Origin of the sequence: Lentzea sp. NPDC004782, from assembly GCF_040609115.1 — a bacterium.
In the GTDB taxonomy this organism is placed as follows: Bacteria; Actinomycetota; Actinomycetes; order Mycobacteriales; family Pseudonocardiaceae; genus Lentzea.
Map to the genome: position 1 here is coordinate 1 of NZ_JBEXJN010000085.1, position 19,488 is coordinate 19,488.

At 69.3% G+C, this 19,488-nt stretch carries 13 protein-coding genes and 2 pseudogenes; 7 read left to right on the forward strand and 8 right to left on the reverse strand.

What is annotated here, in order from left to right; genetic code table 11:
* Window positions 1-105: 105 nt before the first annotated feature.
* Entirely contained in the window at window positions 106-1,803 is a 1,698-nt protein-coding gene (locus ABZV40_RS42310; protein ID WP_355455212.1) for an FAD/NAD(P)-binding protein, read from the reverse strand.
* Between the two features lie 193 nt (window positions 1,804-1,996).
* Here ABZV40_RS42310 and ABZV40_RS42315 point away from each other — a divergent pair.
* From ABZV40_RS42315 to ABZV40_RS42330, 4 genes and pseudogenes are all read left to right on the forward strand, one after another.
* A pseudogene (locus ABZV40_RS42315) lies at window positions 1,997-3,094 on the forward strand (LLM class flavin-dependent oxidoreductase).
* A complete protein-coding gene (locus ABZV40_RS42320; RefSeq protein WP_355455214.1) occupies window positions 3,091-3,558 on the forward strand; it encodes a GNAT family N-acetyltransferase in 468 nt (155 codons plus the stop codon). Before ABZV40_RS42315 ends, ABZV40_RS42320 begins: the two are co-directional and overlap by 4 nt.
* A gap of 247 nt (window positions 3,559-3,805) precedes the next feature.
* Window positions 3,806-5,839 carry an EAL domain-containing protein gene (locus tag ABZV40_RS42325; RefSeq protein WP_355455216.1) on the forward strand — a complete coding sequence of 678 codons (2,034 nt, stop codon included), beginning with the start codon at window positions 3,806-3,808 and terminating at the stop codon, window positions 5,837-5,839.
* A gap of 66 nt (window positions 5,840-5,905) precedes the next feature.
* The gene (locus ABZV40_RS42330; RefSeq protein WP_355455218.1) at window positions 5,906-6,739 is read left to right on the forward strand and encodes a trypsin-like peptidase domain-containing protein; all 834 of its coding nucleotides are present in this window, start codon (window positions 5,906-5,908) and stop codon (window positions 6,737-6,739) included.
* A 203-nt stretch (window positions 6,740-6,942) separates the two neighbouring features.
* On the opposite strand, the gene ABZV40_RS42335 is transcribed toward ABZV40_RS42330, so the two are convergent.
* Window positions 6,943-8,175 (reverse strand): cyclopropane-fatty-acyl-phospholipid synthase family protein, encoded by a 1,233-nt coding sequence (locus tag ABZV40_RS42335; RefSeq protein WP_355455220.1) that lies wholly within the window; start codon window positions 8,173-8,175, stop codon window positions 6,943-6,945.
* Window positions 8,176-9,426 carry an FAD-binding oxidoreductase gene (locus tag ABZV40_RS42340; RefSeq protein ID WP_355455255.1) on the reverse strand — a complete coding sequence of 417 codons (1,251 nt, stop codon included), beginning with the start codon at window positions 9,424-9,426 and terminating at the stop codon, window positions 8,176-8,178. It lies immediately after the preceding gene.
* Between the two features lie 170 nt (window positions 9,427-9,596).
* Here ABZV40_RS42340 and ABZV40_RS42345 point away from each other — a divergent pair, with 170 nt between their 5' ends.
* Entirely contained in the window at window positions 9,597-11,135 is a 1,539-nt protein-coding gene (locus ABZV40_RS42345) for an acyl-CoA dehydrogenase family protein (protein WP_355455222.1), read from the forward strand.
* Between the two features lie 54 nt (window positions 11,136-11,189).
* Here the strand turns inward: ABZV40_RS42345 and ABZV40_RS42350 are convergent, their stop codons facing one another.
* The 5 genes from ABZV40_RS42350 to ABZV40_RS42370 form a co-directional block, all read right to left on the reverse strand.
* Window positions 11,190-12,341 (reverse strand): acyl-CoA dehydrogenase family protein, encoded by a 1,152-nt coding sequence (locus ABZV40_RS42350; protein WP_355455224.1) that lies wholly within the window; start codon window positions 12,339-12,341, stop codon window positions 11,190-11,192.
* A 5-nt stretch (window positions 12,342-12,346) separates the two neighbouring features.
* Window positions 12,347-14,272 carry an acetyl/propionyl/methylcrotonyl-CoA carboxylase subunit alpha gene (locus ABZV40_RS42355; RefSeq protein ID WP_355455226.1) on the reverse strand — a complete coding sequence of 642 codons (1,926 nt, stop codon included), beginning with the start codon at window positions 14,270-14,272 and terminating at the stop codon, window positions 12,347-12,349.
* A 2-nt stretch (window positions 14,273-14,274) separates the two neighbouring features.
* Window positions 14,275-15,867, reverse strand: coding sequence for a carboxyl transferase domain-containing protein (locus ABZV40_RS42360; RefSeq protein ID WP_355455228.1), 1,593 nt, complete (start codon window positions 15,865-15,867; stop codon window positions 14,275-14,277).
* Window positions 15,868-16,004: 137 nt separating this feature from the next.
* Window positions 16,005-16,793, reverse strand: a complete 789-nt coding sequence (locus ABZV40_RS42365; RefSeq protein ID WP_355455230.1) for an SGNH/GDSL hydrolase family protein — start codon at window positions 16,791-16,793, stop codon at window positions 16,005-16,007.
* A 219-nt stretch (window positions 16,794-17,012) separates the two neighbouring features.
* Entirely contained in the window at window positions 17,013-17,345 is a 333-nt protein-coding gene (locus ABZV40_RS42370; RefSeq protein WP_355455232.1) for a hypothetical protein, read from the reverse strand.
* A 32-nt stretch (window positions 17,346-17,377) separates the two neighbouring features.
* On the opposite strand from ABZV40_RS42370, the gene ABZV40_RS42375 reads away from it, so the two are divergent.
* Together ABZV40_RS42375 and ABZV40_RS42380 are read left to right on the forward strand one after the other, a co-directional pair.
* Window positions 17,378-17,950 carry a TetR/AcrR family transcriptional regulator gene (locus ABZV40_RS42375; protein ID WP_355455234.1) on the forward strand — a complete coding sequence of 191 codons (573 nt, stop codon included), beginning with the start codon at window positions 17,378-17,380 and terminating at the stop codon, window positions 17,948-17,950.
* Window positions 17,951-18,219: 269 nt separating this feature from the next.
* Window positions 18,220-18,453 (forward strand): annotated as a pseudogene (locus ABZV40_RS42380) (hypothetical protein); the annotation flags it as partial.
* Window positions 18,454-19,488: the final 1,035 nt, after the last annotated feature.

Genomic DNA, 19,488 nt, shown 5'->3' on the forward strand with positions numbered 1-19,488 from the left:
CCGCGGCCCCCCCCGCCTTTTCTCGCGGGGGCCCAACCCCCCCCTGCCTGGTATCACGGCCCCCAACCAGCGACAGCGAACGCACCGGCGCCTGAGGGCCTGAGTTCAGGACAAGGCGCCCAGCGTGCGCAGGATCGCGCTCGCGAGAACGTCGTTCTGCCGGAACGCGGGGGCGTTCGTGCCGGGCCGCGAGAACGCCGCGAACGCCTTCCCCGTGGTGTAGGGCCCCACGGCGAACCGAACCGGGTCGGCCTCACCGCGTTCGTTGATCAACCGGCCCTCCGGGGTGACCCGCACCAGCCCGGCGTCGTCCTCGGACACGTCACCGACCGCCCGCAACGACCGCAGCACCGGATCGGCGGTGCGCGACAGGGAGTGCGTGGGCAGGCGGGCCTCGACCAAACCGTTGGCGCGCACCACGTCCGGTGTAGTCGGGCTGCCCGCCAGGAACGCGCCGTCCACCGCCTTGACCCACATGTCCGCGCCGACGAACCGAACGATTCCCGCGCGCGACAACGCCAGCAGCTCCTCCAGCCGGTCCGGCGGCGGCCCGGAGGCCAGGTAGCTGAAGTAACCGTGCCACCAGCTGTCGTGCGGCATCACCTGGGCCATCTGGCCGTAGACCGACAGCAGGGCGAGAAACGCGCCCAGATCCGCGCTGTACCGGGGATCGGAGCGGCGGGCCACGTCCGCCTCGACGTAGGCCCTCAGGTACTCCTGGAACTCCTCACCCGACGCGAAGGTCAGACCGGTCAACGGGCGGTCCAGGCGTTCGAAGTCGATGCGGTCGGCCGGATCGGGCACCGCGAGGAGCTCCAGCTCCCGCATCTCGTCGCTGTACCAGGGCAGTCCGGCGAACGACGCCGCGAACTCGACGAACGACATCCGCACGAGGCCGGGATGCCCGGTGAAGAGCTCGTGGTAGTGACCCCACGCGATCTCCTTGGCCATCAACGGCCACGCCTCCGCCCGGAAGTCCAGGTCGCGGCCGCGCAAGGCGTCCGCCACGAAGAAGTGCGGCAGCTTCGGCCGGGTGCCCTGCAACCGGTAGCCGGTCTTCGAGTGGTACGGCACGCCGCGCCGCGAGCCCACGTGGATCGTCGGTTCGGCGCCGGACGGAAGATATTCGAGCTGCCCGGAACGCACGTACCGACCACCGCGCCCCTCGGTCAGCAACACCATCAGGTCGATGAACGCCAGGCCGAACCCGCGCAGCACCACGTCACCCTCGACCTCGGACAGATCGGCGTCGGCCGAGTACAACGGCGGCACGTAGACCAGGCCGTGCTCCGCCGCGTGCGCGGCGAGCGCGCGGTGCTCCGGCTCCGGTTCGGCGTCGAGGTGGCCGAGGGCCAGCACCAGGACGTCGGCCCGCAGCGACTCACCGCTGTCGAGCCACACCCAGTTGCCGACGACCTTCAACGCACGGGCCTCGTGCACGGACACCGAGATGTTCGGAGGCAGAGATTCCCGGACGTGGTCGAAGAACCACGAGAGGTACTTGCTCTGCACCTGCCGCGACGGGAACGACGTCGGGTCGACGTCACCCCACTCCGCGAGCGACGGACCGGGACGAACCGGGCCGGCACCGTCGAAGCTCGCGTCGGTGAAGACCGTGACGTCCTCGGCCATGGAGTTCATGCGCAGCAACGGGGACTGCGCGTGCCGCCACACCCGGCCCGCGCCCGGCGGGTGGGGGTCGACGACGTGCACGACCAGTTCCAGTGACGGAGACCGGGCGGCGATGCGTTCCAGCAGGCCGGCGGCACGAGGACCGCCGCCGATGATCACGAGTGAGCGCATGCGCGTCTTTCCGTTGATGGGCAACGAGAAACGAACCGCGCCCCTCAACGCGAACACCACCAGAGTACCCCGCGCGTGCAAGCAAATCCCGCTCTGTGGACGTCGTTGCGAGCGGCACGGGCCGGTGCTGGACTCGCAGGGCGTCTCCCTCAACGCACCGGAAGCTCTCACCGCCAACTCTGGGGAATCCGCCATGCCAGTCGAGTTTCTCGGGATCGCCGCCACGAACAACGGGTCGGAGACGACGCCGAGGTCAGGTGGCGCGTTCGACAAGGACTACACGATCAGGCTCGCCCGTGCGCACGAGGAACACGGCTGGGACCGCGTGCTGTTCGCGTACGGGTCGGGTGCGCCCGAGCCCGCGGCCGCGGCGGCGTACCTGGCCGCGAAGCTCGACAAGCTGCAGATCCTGCTGGCGCACCGGCCGAACGTCTCGTACCCGACGTTCGCGGCCAAGACGTTCGCGACGCTCGACCAGATCAGCGACGGCAGGCTCACGGTCCACTTCATCACCGGCGGCACCGACCACGAGCAGCAGCGCGAGGGCGACTACCTGAGCAAGGACCAGCGCTACAGCCGCACCCGCGAGTACATCCAGATCGTGAAGAAGGCCTGGCTCAGCAGGGAGGCGTTCGACCACGACGGGGAGCACTACCACTTCGCGGACTTCGTGAGCGACGTTTTCCCGGTGCAGCAACCACGTCCGAACGTGTCGTTCGGCGGCTCCTCCCCCGCGGCCTACGAGGCGGGCGGCGCGGAGGCGGACATCTTCTGCCTGTGGGGCGAACCGCTGGCCGAGACCGCGCAGCAGATCGAGTCCGTCAGGCAGGCGGCGAAGAACGCGGGCCGCACCGACGTGCCGAGGATCCAGGTCGCGTTCCGGCCGATCATCGCACCGACCGAGGAACTGGCGTGGGAGAAGGCATATCGTACGTTGGACCGGATCGAGGCGCGGAAAGCCAACGGTCCGTTGAGCCGCCGGCATTCCCTGACCAATCCGGAGAACACCGGTTCACAACGACTTCTGGCCGTCGCGGAACGCGGCGAGCGCTTTGACCGTGCATTGTGGACGCCGACCGCGAAGGCGACGGGCGGAGCGGGCAACTCCAACGCGTTGGTCGGCACGCCGGAAACCGTCGCGCAGGCGTTGCTGGACTACTACGACCTCGGCGTCGACATCCTGTCGGCACGCGGCTAGGACCTGCTGGACGACGCGATCGACTTCGGCCGGTACGTGATTCCGCTGGTGCGCGAAGAGGTCGCGAAGCGGGACCGGGCCAAGGCTTCATGACCACCCTCGAAGTGCGCCGCGTCCGGCAGTCCGATCCGGACGCGGCGCCGCTGGTGGCCGAGCTGACGTACGAGTACACGACCCGCTACGGGCCGATGGGCGCGCAGGAGATGCAGCGGCCGGCGGACGTGTTCGAACCGCCGCACGGGCAGTTCCTGCTGCTCGTGGAGGCCGGAGAAGCGGTCGCGGGCGGGGCGTTCATGCGGTACGACGAACAGACCGCGGAACTCAAGCGGATCTGGACGCACTCGCGCCATCGCCGGCGCGGGCTCGCGCGCCGGGTCGTGGAGGAACTGGAGAAGGAGGCACGGGCGTTCGGCTACCGCCGGATCTACCTGACCACGGGGCCCCGCCAGCCGGAGGCGAAGGCGTTGTACCTCGCGACGGGGTACCGGCCGTTGTTCGACGTGGACGCGGACCCACTGACAATAGGTCCGTTGCCGTTCGACAAGGTGATTCACTAGGTCAAAAGAGTGAATTCTTGGCCAATCTCGGGATTCGTGACCGGGAATCGGGGTTCGGTTGGACAGGTCAGGCGTGATCAGTAAGCTTGTTCGCTGGACCCACACCCGGTGGTGGTACCGCGCGGGATGTCACCCGTTCGACCGAATCTGGCGGAAGTGGGTCAGTGCAGGCGTACCGATTGGCGCCCGACGACCGATCAGCGGATCACACCGGTCCCCACGAATGGCCAACCTGAGCTGAATGAACATGGTCGACAGCCGAGAGCCCGCCGTTGCCTGGGCGGCGGCGATCTCCAGCACCCTCCTCGCGAACCTCACCCGCGAGAAGCTCGAGCAACTGCTCGGCGGCTACGTCGAGCGGCTGCTCGGCGGCGGTGTGGACGCGGCACGGGAGGTCGGCCACTCGATGGTGAAGAACGACTTCATCTCCTCGGCGACGCTGGAGCAGACGCTCACGTACCTCGGTGAGCACACGCCCGCCACGCCGGCCCAGCTCGCCGCGCTCGCCGCCGGGTACGCGGAGGGGCTGCGCGACCGCACGCTCGACCAGCAGGAGATCAGCCGCACGGCCGCGATCAACACGATGCGCCGGGCCGAGAACGCGGTGCGGGCGAGCGAGGCGAAGTTCCGGGCGATCTTCCAGAGCTCCGCGTTCCCGATCGTCGTGGTCGACCTCAAGGGCAAGATCATGGACGTCAACGAGGCGTTGCTGACGATGCTCGACTACCGGCGCGAGGACCTGGACAAGATCACCGGCCGCGACCTCGCGCACCCCGAGGACCGCGAGGCGCTGCGGGAGATCGGCCAGACCTTGATCAACACCGACCTCGACCACATCAGGGTCGAGAAGCGGATGATCCGCAGCGACGGCGAGACGATCCAGACGCACATGGCGATCTCGCTGGTGCGCGAGAACGACGACACGCCGCCGTACTTCGTCACGATGATCGAGAACATGAACGAGATGCGGGCGTTGCAGACGCAGCTCGTCCGCCAGAGCCTCAACGACATGCAGACCGGTCTACCGAACCGGACGCAGTTCCTCGGCTGGCTGGAAGGCGCGGTCGGCTCCAAGGGCCCGGAGACGCTGGCGCTGGTGCAGGTCGACGTCGACGGGTTCCGCGGCGTGAACGACGCGTTCGGGCACGAGGTGGGCAACCGGGTGCTGATGCAGGTCGCCACGCACCTGCGGGCCGTCTTCTCCGAGGAGGTCGGCAAGGTCGCGCGCATCGGCGAGGACGAGTTCGGTGTCCTGATCAAGGACCCGCGCGACCTGCGGGGCGTGATCGCGCTCGTCGAGGACTTCACCGCACGGCTGGAGGAGCCGATCTGGATCGGCGCGCACGGCGTCGGCGTGACGGTCAGCGCCGGCATCGTGGCACGGGCCGCCCGCGGCGGCGACGCGGTGGACCTGCTGCGGTCGGCGGACGTCACGGTCGGCTGGGCCAAGCGCGACGGCAAGGCGCAGTGGGCGTTGTACGACCGGGACCGGGACCTGCGCGACAAGGAGCGGTACGCGCTCGCCGCGTCGATCCCCGGCGCGCTGGAGGAGGGCCAGTTCCGGGTCGACTACTTCCCGGTGCGCTCGTTCGCCGACGGTTCCGTGCTCGCGCTGGAGGCGAAGATCGTCTGGGACCACCCGGTGCGCGGCGTGCTGTGCCCGGACCTGTTCATGGACCAGTCCAACGACAACGGCATGATCGTCCGCCTCGTGCGCTGGGCGCTGTCGGAAGCGTGCGCGCAGGCTTCTCTGTGGTGTGCGGAGCTCGGTTCCCGCGCGCCCGCGCTCTCGATCGACCTGCCGCCGCGGCTGTGCCAGGAACCCGAGCTCGTCGCCGAGGTCGCCCGCGTGCTGGACCGCACCGGCCTGCCCGCCACCCAGCTGCGCTTCGAGCTGCACGAGCACCTGCCGTCGTTGCTGAGCGACGACCAGCTGGAAGAGCTGACGATCCTCGCCGAGCGCGGCATCGGGCTCGTGCTGGACCAGGTGAACGGCGGCAACGTCGGCGTCGACCGGCTGCGCCTGCTGCCGCTCAGCGGCGTGAAGTTCACCGGCGCCGTCGTGCGCGGCCTGGACGCCGGCGCGAACCGCGTGGACGAGAGCGCGTCGGTGGCGTTGCTGAAGTGGGCGTCGATCCTGGGCCTGCCGCTCTACGCCGAGGACGTGCGGACCGCGGCCGAGGCCTCGCGGCTGGCCGCGCTGGGCGTGACGGGCGGACAGGGCTCCCACTTCGGGCCGCCGCTGTCGGCCTCAGCCGTCTCCTCGCTGCTTCTCAGCTAGTTCTTATCAGGAATTCTTCGGCTTTTCCCACAGCTTGCTCACATGATGGCGGTCCATCGTGGAGCCATGACCGAGCAGAGCTTCCCCGCGATGAGCGGGTCACTGGTGGAACCGCAGCCCGCCGTTGCCCCGGCGCCGAAGTTCTGGCGCCGCACGGCCCCGATGCTCACCGCGGCGGCACTCGTCGCGGGCCTGTTCGGAGGGGTCACCGGCGCGGTGATCGCCTCACCGGACGGCACCTCGCCGAGCAACTCCGTGGTGGCGCGGACGGTCTCCAACACGTCCACACTGGACTGGACGTCCGTGGCCGCGAACGTGCTGCCCTCCGTGGTGCAGGTCAACGTCGCCAACGGCCTCGGCTCCGGCGTGATCCTGTCGGCGGACGGCAAGATCCTCACCAACAACCACGTCGTCGCCTCGTCCGGCGGCAGGGTGACCGTGACGCTGAACGACGGCCGCGAGGTGCCGGCCACCGTCGTCTCCACGGACCCCACCTCGGACCTCGCCGTGGTGCAGGCCTCCGGCGTCTCGGGCCTCACCCCGATCAAGTGGGCCAACTCCGACTCCGTGAAGGTCGGCGACGCGGTGATGGCCATCGGCTCGCCGTCGGGCCTGCAGGGCACCGTCACCACCGGCATCGTCTCCGCGCTCGACCGCAAGGTGACCGTGCCCGGCGAGACGCGCCGCTCGCAACCCGTTACGTACCAGGCGATCCAGACCGACGCGTCGATCAACCCCGGCAACTCCGGTGGCGCGCTGGTGAACGCGGCCGGTGAGCTGATCGGGATCAACTCGGCGATCTACTCGCCGGCGTCGAGCAGCGGTGAGGCCGGGAGCGTGGGCATCGGGTTCGCGATCCCGTCCAACCAGGCCAAGGCGATCGTGGACCAGCTGAGCTAGTGGCGGACAGTCAGGTCGATGAAGGGCGCCTTCCTGCAACCCCACAGGGGGGGGGGATGCCCCCACGAAGACCACCCCCCACCCCGGGGGGGGGGGGCGGCGGGCCCCCGCGCCCCCCCATCGCGCGCGGGGGGGGGGGGCCGCGCCCTACCGCCGCCCGCCGCGCCGGCCGGGGCGCGCGCGGCCCCCCCCCCCGCCACCGGTCAGGACAGCCAGTCCGGCCGCAACGGCATGTGCGACTTCGTGCCGTCCAGCTTCACCCCGAGCACCTGGTGCAGCTGGATGTTGTTGCGGTCGAACCCGAGCCGCGACGCCGCCAGGTACAGCCGCCACACCCGAGCGCGAGCCTCCCCGACCTCCTTCACGGCCTCTTCCCAGTGCTCCTCCAGGTTGCGGCTCCACGCGGCCAGCGTCAGCGCGTAGTGCTCGCGGATGTTCTCCTCGTGCCGCACCTCGAACCCGACGTCGTGCATCTGCGACACGATGTGGCCGGGCCCGACCAGCTCACCGTCCGGGAACACGTACCGGTTGATGAACGGTCCGGACAGGGCGCGTTCCTTGTTGTTCGGCCGGGTGATGCAGTGGTTCAGCAACCGGCCACCGGGCTTGAGCTTCTTGTACAGCGAAGAGAAGTACGAAGGCAGCTGGGCCTTGCCGATGTGCTCGGTGAGGCCGATCGACGACACCGCGTCGAAGCCCGACTCCCGCACGTCGCGGTAGTCCAGGTGCCGGACCTCGGCGAGATCCGACAGGCCCGCCTCGACGATGGCCTTCTGCGCCCATTCCGCCTGGTTGCGGGACAACGTGACGCCGATCGCGCGCACCCCGTACTCGCGGGCCGCGTGCATGACCATGCCGCCCCAGCCGCAGCCGACGTCCAGCAGCTTCATGCCGGGCTTGAGGCCCAGCTTCCGCGCGACCAGGTCGTGCTTCTCGAACTGGGCTTCCTCCAAAGTGGACTCCAGCGTCGGGTAGACCGCGCAGGTGTAGGCCATCGACGGGCCGAGGATCCACTCGTAGAACTGGTTCGAGACGTCGTAGTGGTGGGCGATGGCGGCCTGGTCGCGGGCCTTCGAGTGACGCAGGCCGCGCAGGCGGGTCTCCTGCGGCGGTGGCGTCACCTTGTGCGACAACCGGATTCGGCCGAGGAACCGCAGCAGCTCCACGCGTTGCAACCACGGGAGCTCCCGCAGGGAGAACTCGGAGAGCTGGGAGAGGCCGGCGTGCACGTCGCCGAGGATCTCCAGGTGGCCCGTCACGTAGGCGCGGGCGAGGCCCAGCTCACCGGGTGCGGAAGCCAGGTAGGACAAGGCTTCCGGTGTCTTGATGTCGATCGACACCGGCGCGGCTGAAGGGCCGGCGGTACTGCCGTCGTAGGCCTGGAAGCGAACGTCGCTGCCACCCGTGATGCGCTGGAAAATGGAGGCCAACCGCATTCATCGTCCCCTGACACACTTGGCGTACAGATCAGGCAGGCGGTTCGTCTGGTCGTACCGGGCCTTCACGGACCGGTAGTGCGAACCGTTGTAATGCCGCCAGAACTCGTCCTCGTCGTAGTAGGAGTCCGAGTACAGCGACTTGTGACCGCCCAGCCGCGCCACCTCGCGCTCGATGAGCCGGTTGCGGTCACCCATCTTCTCCCCCGGCCGCACCGGGACCTCCGACCAGAACCCGACGTTGACGTACAACGTGTCCGGGTCCATCGGGTACAGCGGCCACCCCGTGTTGTCGCGCAACCGGACGGGGCAGAGCCACACCGGCGAGATGCCGATCTCGCGGTCGAAGAAGTCCAGGAAGTCGGCCAGCGCGCCGACCGGGATCTCCACGTCCTGGATCACCGGCTCGACGTCCACCCGCGGCCTCAGCTGCCGATGCTTGGCCACGAGCTTGCGGTACACGTCCGAACGCAGGTAGCGCTTGGGCCACAGCCTGCGCACCACCGGGTTCTGCGCACCGAACGCGCGGGAGCACCAGAACCAGTCGGTGTCCCAGCGCCACAGGTAGTCGTGGATGGTCAGGTGGTCCGTGCGGCGTTTCTGGATGGACCGGTAGTAGATCTGGTTTCCGGTGTAGTCCGACGTGTACGGCGCGATGTCGGCGTAATGCCCCAACGTCAGGTACATCTCGCCACGCGAGAACACCGTGCCGTCGACGAAGTCCGCCGAACCGTCCGAACACACCTCCTCGATGACGGCCGCGCATTCGGCGAAGGAGCCGAACGGCACGTGCCGCAGCCGGACGTACTGCCGCACCGGTTCCAGCTCGATCTCCAGCCGCAGCGCGTACCCGAGCGTCCCGTAGGAGTTGGGGAACGCACGGAACAGGTCGTCGTCCGGTTTGGCCACCACGACCTCGCCGTCACCGGTGAGGATCTCCAGCTCCCGCACGGACTCGTGCGGGAGACCGTTGCGGAAGGACGTGGACTCGATGCCCAGTCCCGCCACCGCGCCGCCGATCGTGATGGTCTTGAGCTGCGGCACCACCAGCGGCATCAGGCCGTGGCGCAGTGTCGCGGCGACGAGGTTCTCGTAGGTGGTCATGCCCTGCACCTGCGCGGTGCGTCCGACCGGGTCCACCGCCAGCACCCGGTCGAACCTGCCGACGTCCAACCCGCCCGACTGCTCGGCGCGGAACCGGAACAGGTTCGACGTCTTCTTCGCGAGCCGCACCGGCGCACCTTCGCGCATCGCGGCGTACTGCGCAGTCAACGCAGCAACGGCCGTGCTGTGCCCATGGTCACTCACCAGCACGACGTTATTCCTCGTCAGCGCCGTTGGCACGCCCAAAAGCCCGAATGGGCCAGCGATCTTTCATCACACCCTGCCCAAAGTTACCAACCAGTAGTAACGTGCGGGACATGGCTACGCACGAGGTGACCAACCAGGTCCCGCCGCTGAGCGGTCACGACGTCGCGGCCGACCCGGCGCTGCTGAGCTGGGTCGACAACGCCGAGCTGCACGAGCTGGGCAGGCTCGCGGGCAGCGAGGAGTGGCAGGAGCGAGGACGGCTCGCGAACACGTATCCGCCGGTCCTGCGCACGCACGACCGGTACGGGAACCGGATCGACGAGGTCGAGTTCCACCCTGCCTGGCACGACCTGATGAACGTCGCCGTTTCGCACGGATTGCACGCATATGTCGATGGCGGGCATCTCGAAAGGGCCGCGAAGTTCTACGTCTGGTCGCAGGTCGAGGCAGGCCACGGATGCCCGATTTCGATGACTTATGCAGCTGTGCCCGCTTTGCGCACCACACCGGAACTCGCCGAGATCTACGAACCGCTTCTCACCATCCGGGACTACGACTTCGGTCTCAAAGCCCCTCTCACCAAGCGGGGCCTCATCGCCGGCATGTCGATGACCGAGAAGCAGGGCGGGTCGGACGTCCGCTCGAACACGACGGTCGCGAAGCCGGTCGACGAGGGCTATGTGTTGACCGGGCACAAATGGTTCACGTCGGCGCCGATGTCCGACGTGTTCCTCACCTTGGCGCAGGCGCCCGGCGGGCTGACGTGCTTCCTGGTGCCGCGGGTGCTGCCGGACGGCACGCGCAACCGGTTCTTCCTGCAGCGGCTGAAGGACAAGCTGGGCAACAGGTCCAACGCGTCCGCCGAGATCGAGTACGACGAGGCGTTCGCGTGGCGCGTCGGCGACGAGGGCCGCGGTGTGCGGACGATCATCGAGATGGTCAACATGACCCGCTTGGACTGCGTGCTCGGGTCGGCCGCCGGCATGCGCGCCGGACTCAGGCAGGCAGCGCACCACGCCGCGCACCGCAAGGCGTTCGGCAAGTACCTGATCGACCAGCCGGCCATGCGCAACGTGCTGGCGGACCTGGCCGTGGAGTCGGAAGCGGCGACAACGGCCGCGATGTGGCTCGCGGAGAACCGGCCGCGGCTCGGGCTCGCGGTCACCAAGTACTGGGTGTGCAAGCGCGGTCCGGTGCACGCGGCCGAGGCGCTGGAGTGCCTGGGCGGCAACGGTTACATCGAGGACAGCGGGATGCCGCGGCTGTTCCGCGAGTCGCCGCTGATGTCGATCTGGGAGGGGTCCGGCAACGTCGCCGCGCTGGACGTGCTGCGCGCGATGAAGAAGGAACCGGAGTCGGTGCAGGAGTTCCTGGCGACCGTCACCGGCGTCGACCCGCGCATCGACGACGCCCTGAAGGACCTCGGCACGGCGCTGTCCGATGTGGACGAGTCGCAGGCCCGCCGGGTGGTCGAACGCATGGCGCTGATCCTGCAGGGCGCCCTGCTGGTCAGGCACGGGCACCCCGCGGTCGCGGACGCCTTCGTGGCCTCCCGGCTGGGCGGCAACTGGGGCCACGCCTTCGGCACGCTCCCCAGGACGACCGACTTCAGCTCGATCATCGACCGCGCCGTCCCCAAAGTCGGCTGAGGTGGATGAAGGAGCCCTTCATCGAGCGGCCGGCGCGCCGCGCTCGGTGCGCCCTCAGAGGCCGAGTTCGCGGGCGATCAGCATCTTCTGCACCTCGGAGGTGCCCTCGCCGATCTCGAGGATCTTGGCGTCGCGGTAGAACCGCCCGACCGGGTACTCGTTCATGAACCCGTAGCCGCCGAAGATCTGCGTGGCGTCCCTGGCGTTGTCCATCGCCGCCTCGGACGACACGAGCTTCGCGATCGCGGCCTGCTTCTTGAACGGCTCCCCGCGCAGCATCCGGGACGCGGCCTCGTAGTAGGCCAGGCGCGCGGTGTGCACGCGGGCCTCCATCTCGGCGATCTTGAACTGGATCGCCTGGTAGGTGCCGATCTTCGCGCCGAACGTCTCGCGCTCGTGGGCGTAGCGCACCGACTCGTCGACGCAGCCCTGGGCGAGGCCCACCGAGAGCGCGGCGATCGCGACACGGCCCTCGTCCAGCGTGCGCAGGAACTGGGCGAAGCCGCGGCCGCGCTCACCGAGCAGGTTCGCGGCGGGCACCCGGCAGTCCTGGAAGGACAGCTCGCGGGTGTCCGACGCGCACCAGCCGACCTTCGAGTACTTCTTCGACACCGTGAAGCCCGGCGTGCCGGACGGGACGATGATCGAGGAGATCTCCTTGCGGCCGTCGGGCAGCGTCCCCGTGACCGCGGCGACCGTGACCAGGCCGGTGATGTCCGTGCCGGAGTTCGTGATGAACGCCTTGGTGCCGTTGATGACCCACTCGTCGCCGTCCAGCCGCGCGGTCGTGGCCAGCGCGCCCGCGTCCGAACCGCTGCCCGGCTCGGTGAGGCCGAACGCGCCCAGCTTCTGGCCGGACGTCAGCGCGGGCAGCCAGAAGGCCTTCTGCTCCTCGGTGCCGAAGCGGTAGATCGGCATGGCGCCCAGCGAGGTCGCCGCCTCGACGGTGATCGCGACGGACGAGTCGACGCGCGCGAGCTCCTCCAGCGTCAGGCACAGCGCGAAGTAGTCGCCGCCCATGCCGCCGTGCTCCTCGGGGAACGGCAGGCCGAGCAGGCCCATCGCGCCCATCTTCGCCACAACCGGGTACGGGAACTCGCCCCGCTCGTAGTACTCGCCGATGACCGGGGCCACCTCGTCGCGGGCGAACTCCTCGACGGTCTTGCGCAGGTCCTCGTACTCGCTCGGGAGCCTGAAGTCCAACATCGGTGTCACTCCTCGTGAGAGACGACGAGGGCCAGCACCTGGTCGAGTGCGACCTGCTGGCCTGCTTGCACGTGCACTTCGGCGAGCACGCCGTCGACCGGTGCGGTCACGGTGTGCTCCATCTTCATGGCCTCGACCACGAACAACGCTTGACCGGCGGTCACCTCGTCACCCTGGGCGGCCCGCACCACCAGCACGGTGCCGGGCATCGGCGACTTCACCGGGCCACCGGAGGCCGCGGCACCACCGGAGGCGCCGACCAGGAACTCCGCCTCCGTCAACGCCCAGGAGGCACCGCCGTGCCCGAGCCACAGCACGTCACCGTCGCGCGCGATCGCGTACCGGCGTGACCCGACGAGCAGGTCCGCGCCCTCCCGGCGAGCCCGCGCCCGGACCGGTTCTCCCGCGCCCACAACGACTTCGTCGCCACGCACGCGCACGTCGACGTCGTTGATCCGCCACGTCGTCCACGCGTGCTCGCCGATCCGCCAACCGGACAGCTGGTCCCACGGGTCCTCGCCGGATCCATTTCTGGGCGGTTCCAGCGACCGTTCCAGACCGGCCGCCACGTACACCTCGTCCGGGATCCCGTCCGAGGTCAGCGAGTCGAGCTTCCGCTCGACCAGACCGGTGTCCAGTGCGCCGGAACGGACATCGGGATCGCGCAGCAAAGCGCGCAGGAACGGGATGTTCGTCGTCACGCCGAGCAGCACCATCTGCCCGAGTGCGTGATCGAGGCGCCGCAACGCTTCCTCGCGCGTACGACCGTGCGCGATCACCTTGGCGAGCATCGGGTCGTAGTCCGAACCGACGACAAGTCCCTCGTACAGCCCGGAATCCACGCGCACCGACGTGGGTTCGCGCAACGCCAGCACCCGCCCGCCGGTCGGCAGGAAGCCCCGCGCGGGGTCCTCCGCGTAGACACGAGCTTCGACCGAGTGCCCGGTGAGCGAGACGTCGAGGTCCAGCACCTCACCGGAGGCCACGCGGAGCTGCCACTCGACCAGGTCGACGCCCGTGACCTCCTCGGTCACCGGGTGCTCGACCTGCAGCCGGGTGTTCATCTCCATGAAGAAGTAGTCGCCGGACGCACCGTCCACAATGAACTCGACGGTGCCCGCACCGACGTAGCCGCAGGACTTCGCCGCGTCGACGGCGGCAGCACCCATCGCCTCGCGCATCTCGGGCGTCAGGAAGGGCGACGGCGCCTCCTCGATGATCTTCTGGTGCCGCCGCTGCAGGCTGCACTCGCGCTCACCGAGGTGGATCACGTTGCCGTGCGAGTCCGCGAGCACCTGGATCTCGATGTGGCGAGGGTTCGTGATGAACCGCTCGATCAGCAGCGTGTCGTCACCGAACGACCCGCGCGCCTCCCGCCGTGCCGACTCGACGGCTTCGCGGAGGGTGTCCTCGGAGTGCACCAGCCGCATGCCCTTGCCACCGCCACCGGCGGAAGGCTTGAGCAGCACCGGAAAACCGATCTCCAGGGCCGCGTCCGCGATCTCGTCGTCGGACATGTTCTCGCGAGTGCGGCCCGGCACCACGGGCACGCCCGCCGCCGACACCGTCAGCTTGGCGCGGATCTTGTCGCCCATGGCGTCGATCGCCGACGCGGGCGGTCCGACGAAGACGATCCCGGCCTCGGCGCAGGCCGCCGCGAACGCCGTGTTCTCCGCCAGGAACCCGTAACCGGGGTGGATCGCCTGCGCGCCGGTGGACACCGCGGCCGCGATGATCTTCTCGATGGACAGGTACGAGTCACGCGCCGCCGCCGGACCGATCCGCACGGCCTCGTCGGCCAGCCGGACGTGCAACGCGTCGGCGTCCGCGTCGGAGTGCACGGCGATGGAACGGATCCCGAGCGACCGCAGCGCGCGGATCACCCTGACCGCGATCTCCCCGCGGTTCGCCACCAGAACGCTGTCGAACATGATCACATCCGGAAGACGCCGTAGGAAACATCGTCGATGGGCGCGTTGGCGGAGGCCGACAACGCGAGCCCCAGCACCATGCGGGTGTCGCGCGGGTCGATCACGCCGTCGTCCCACAGCCGCGCGGTCGAGTAGTACGGGTTGCCCTGGTCCTCGTACTGCTGGCGGATCGGCGCCTTGAACGCCTCCTCGTCCTCCGCCGACCACGAGTCACCGAGCTGGTCGCGCCGCACGGTCGCGAGCACCGACGCCGCCTGCTCGCCGCCCATCACGGAGATCCGCGCGTTCGGCCACATCCACAGGAACCGCGGCGAGTACGCCCGCCCGCACATCGAGTAGTTGCCGGCGCCGAAGCTCCCGCCGATGATCACGGTGAACTTCGGGACGCGCGCACAGGCCACCGCGGTGACCACCTTGGCGCCGTGCTTGGCGATGCCGCCCGCCTCGTACTCACGGCCGACCATGAACCCGGTGATGTTCTGCAGGAACACCAGCGGCACGGACCGCTTGTCGCACAGCTGGATGAAGTGCGCGCCTTTCACCGCGGACTCGCCGAACAGGATGCCGTTGTTGGCGACGATCCCCACCGGGTGACCGTGGATGCGCGCGAACCCGGTCACCAGGGTCGTGCCGTACTCCTTCTTGAACTCCTGGAACTTCGAGCCGTCCACGATCCGCGCGATCACCTCGCGCACGTCGTAGGGCGTCCGGGAGTCCGTCGGCACCACACCGTAGAGATCGTCGGGGTTGACCACCGGGGCCTCGACCGGGGCGACGTCCCACGGCCGCGGCACCCGCGGTCCCAGCGTCGAGATGATCGAGCGGACCGTCCGCAGCGCGTGCGCGTCGTTCTCGGCCAGGTGGTCGGTGACGCCGGACGTGCGCGAGTGCAGGTCACCGCCACCGAGGTCCTCGGCACTGACGACCTCACCGGTCGCGGCCTTCACCAGCGGCGGACCACCCAGGAAGATCGTGCCCTGGTTGCGGACGATGATCGCCTCGTCGCTCATCGCCGGCACGTACGCGCCACCCGCGGTGCAGGAGCCCAGCACGGCGGCGATCTGCGGAATCCCGCGCGCCGACATCGTGGCCTGGTTGTAGAAGATGCGGCCGAAGTGCTCGCGGTCGGGGAACACGTCGTCCTGCTTGGGCAGGAACGCGCCGCCGGAGTCGACCAGGTAGATGCACGGAAGGTTGTTCTGCAGCGCGACTTCCTGCGCGCGCAGGTGCTTCTTGACCGTGATCGGGTAGTAGGTGCCGCCCTTGACCGTGGCGTCGTTCGCGACGATCACGCACTCACGGCCGGAGACCCGCCCGACGCCGGTGATGATGCCCGCGGCCGGCGCCTCGTCGCCGTACATGCCGTTCGCGGCCAGCGGCGACAGCTCCAGGAACGGCGAACCGGGGTCGACGAGCGTGTCCACCCGCTCGCGCGGCAGCAGCTTGCCGCGGTCGACGTGCCGCTGACGTGCCTTCTCCGGGCCGCCCAGCGCGGCGGTGGCGAGCTTGCCGCGCAGCTCGTCGACGAGCGCGGTGTGCTCCTTGGCGTAACGGTCCGATGGCTCGGCGGCGCTGCGCAGGACGGGCGCGTCCATGAGCTCCCCATGACGTTAGCGGGCGTTAACAACCAGATGTTAACGCCCGCTAACAGGGCTGTCCACCGGAACGGCTGGAGAGTCACCGGAACGCAGGTCACGACCCAGTTCAGGCACTCTCACGTTCCGGAATCAACCTAGCCGACGAAGGCCTGCAGAGCGGGCAGGTAGCCGCTCTGGTGACCGGCCCGGTTCGGGTGGTACGACTCCTCGACGGGCCAGCTGAGGCTGTTGAGCCACCAGCTCGACGAGCAGATCTCGTGCCCGGTGAACGCATCGCGCACGTCGACGTAGTCGAACCCGGCCGCACCGGCCCGTGCGCTGATCGTCGCGTGCAGCGCGTCGGAACCCGAGTTGATCGCAGCCCTCTTGGTGTCGCTCAGCCCGACGCCGCAGGAGCCCGGCACCTTGTAGATCCGCGGGTAACCGAGGACGACGACCTCGGCGGACGGCGCCTTCGACCGGACCGTGCCGTAGACGTTGTCGAGCAGTCCCGGGAGCGTGTTCGCGACGTAGGCCTTGGCCTGGTTCACCCGGTTGACGCAGTCCTGGTCCGAACCGAACGTGCAGGTCGTGATCACGTCGGTGAAGCCCGCGTCGTTGCCTCCGACCTGCAGGGTGACCAGCGTGGTCGAGGTCGTGAGCGACGGGACCTGGCTGCTCAGGACGTCGGATGTGCGCGCGCCGGAGCACGCGACGAACTTGAACGACGTCACCGAGTGCGCGGCAGCCCAGAGCGCCGGGTAGGCGAGCGGACCGCGCTTGCAGCTGCCGCTGGAGCTGTCGTACGAGCCTGTGCCCAGGCCGGACGCGTACGAGTCGCCCAGTGCGACGTAGTTGACGGAAGCCGCGCTGGCGGGGTTGGCGAGCGCGATGACGGCCGCAGCGGCGGTGACCGCTGAGGCGATGAGGTGAGCAGGACGCATCGAGACCTCCCGAAGGGGCCGCAGGGATGTGATGCATTGCACGCCAATGGTTACTCACGAGTAAGACCCGTGTGAAGCATTCGTCAAGAGTCAACAACCAGGGCTTGTACCAGCGAAGATTCCACCCATCGGACGATGGCGCCGCGAACGGGAAGGAGCAGGGGCCCGTGGGACCCCTGCTCCTGGTTCACCGGCGCGGCCGGCGGTTCCTCCCGCCGATCAGAGGCTGGTGTCGTTGAGGTAATGCACGCCCTCGTGCGCCGCGTCGTAGTCGCCCGTCGTGGCGTAGACGTCGATCGCGTCTCGGATGTAGTCCTCCGGCGTCGCCCGGAAGAACAGCTCCGGCCACGCTTCGCCCGGCACGACCAGGTCGCCGTGGTGGCAGTCGATGCCGCCCTCGGTGTCCTCGCAGGACCAGCCGTCGCCCCACGACCGGACGTCGAGGCGGCCCGGCACGGAGAGGAACACGGTCACACCCTGCTCGTTCTCTTCACCGACGTCCGGCTCACGGGGTTGTGCCACCGTCCCGGACGGACCCGAATTGTGGGACACGACGTCAGGTAAACGGCTGCTAACCTCCCGATGTGGCCGAGAAACCCTCACGCAGGGATCAGATCCTCACCGCCGCGGCCGAGCTCTTCGCCCGGCACGGCTTCCACGGCGTGGGCATCGACGACATCGGCGCGGCCGTCGGCATCTCCGGACCCGCGCTGTACCGGCACTTCCGCAGCAAGGACGCGATGCTCGGCGAGATGCTGACGTCGATCTCCGAACGGCTGCTGGACGGCGGCCAGGCGCGCGTGGACGCGGCGTCGAGCGCCGACGAGGCCCTGCAGGCGCTGATCGGCTGGCACGTCGACTTCGCGCTGGACGACCCGGCGCTCATCACCGTGCAGGCGCGCAACCTCGCGAACCTCACCGACCCGGACCGCCGGCGGGTGCGGGCGTTGCAGCGGCGCTACGTCGAGGTGTGGGTGGAGACGATCCGGCGCACGGTCCCGGACTTCGACGAACCGACCGCGCGGGCGGCGGCGCACGCGGTGTTCGGCCTGATCAACTCGACCCCGCACAGCGCGCACCTCGACCGCGACCAGATGGCCGCGCTGTTGTCGCGCATGGCGCTCGCCTCGCTCACACCGGTCACCGTGACCTCGTGAATTGGCGATCAGCCGAGACCCTTCCGTAACCTGGCGCGACAATGGGCGCGCGCAGACTTCTCCTCCGGCTTCCGGCCTGGTTCAGGTTCACGGTGATCACGCTCGCCGTGTTCGTGTGCGGGGTCATCGCCTCGCGCCCGGTCACCGGCGACAGCGGGACACCACCGAATCCTGACGTCATCGCCGCGGGCAACGCCGTCAACGCGTTCGTGCACCCGTCGGCCACCCACGACCCGCGCATCGACCTGCCGTCGGACTTCGCCCGGCACATGGGCCGCGATCCGCTGAGCGTGACCGCGCCGGACGGGACGCTGAGGGCCATCGACCTCTCCGGCGGCTGCTCCGGGCCCGCGGGCGACACCGAGTGGGACTTCAGCGTCGCGTGCCGCGCGCACGACATGGGCTACGACCTGCTGCGCTACGCGGAGGACAAGGGGCATCCGCTCGGGCCGGACGCGCGCAGGGCGCTGGACGACCGGCTCACGAGCGACCTGCACGCGCAGTGCCGGCTGAACCCGCGCGGTTCCGAGCAGAGCTGTGAGGTGGTCGCGGAGACCTACGCGCTGGGGCTGAAGTTCAACTCGTGGCGCCAGCGGTGGGGGACGCCCGGCCACGAGCCCGTGGTGGCGTGGGCGTTCGGCAGCGCGGTCGTGGTCTTCCTCCTGCTGGCACGCCTCCATGGCCGGCGCCGCGAAGACGAGCGCACCACGACCGCTCCCGTCGAGCAGGACCGGTACGCCACCTTCCTGCGGCTGCTGAGCATGGTCCTGCTCGTGCTCGGCGAGACCGTCGCGACGCTCGCGAGCCTCAGAGGCGTCGGCACGCCGTGGCTGTGGGCGTTGCAGGCGGTGCCGTTGTTCTTCTTCGCGGGCGGCCACGCGAACCTGCGTTCCTGGCAGGCGCACGAGGGCGGCTTCGGCTGCTGGGTGTCGAGCCGGACGTCGTGGCTGCTGCGGCCGGTGCTCGCGTTCGTGCTGCTGTGGGTGGTGCTGTTCGCGGCGCTGAACCTGCTGGACGTGCGGGTCGACGCGTACAGCCGGCTGATCACGCACCCGCTGTGGTTCCTCGGGGTCTACCTGCTCGCGGTGGCCGCGACGCCCGCCGCCGCGTGGCTGCACGAGCACTTCCGCCGCACCGCGCCGTTCGTGCTGATGCTAGTGACGCTGTTCGTCGAGGTCGCGCGCACGTCGACGGACTGGAAGACCGGTGGGTACGTCAACCTGGTCGTCGGCGCGCTGCTGATGCAGCAGATCGGGTTCTTCTACGCCGACGGCACGCTGCAGAAGATCCCGCGCAAGGTGCTCGCCGCGCTGGGCGCGATCACGTTGCCCGCGCTGGTGTTCTTCAGCGACTACCCGCGCTCGATGATGGTGCTCGGGATCGCCCAGGTGTGCCTCGCGCTGCTGGCCCGCGGCCGCGTCACGGCGTGGCTGGAGGGCCGCTCGTGGCACGTCGTGAACTTCGCGCGCCGGGCACCGATGACCGTGTACCTCGCGTACCTGGCCGGTGTCGGCGCCGTCGTCGGGTTGCTCGGGGTG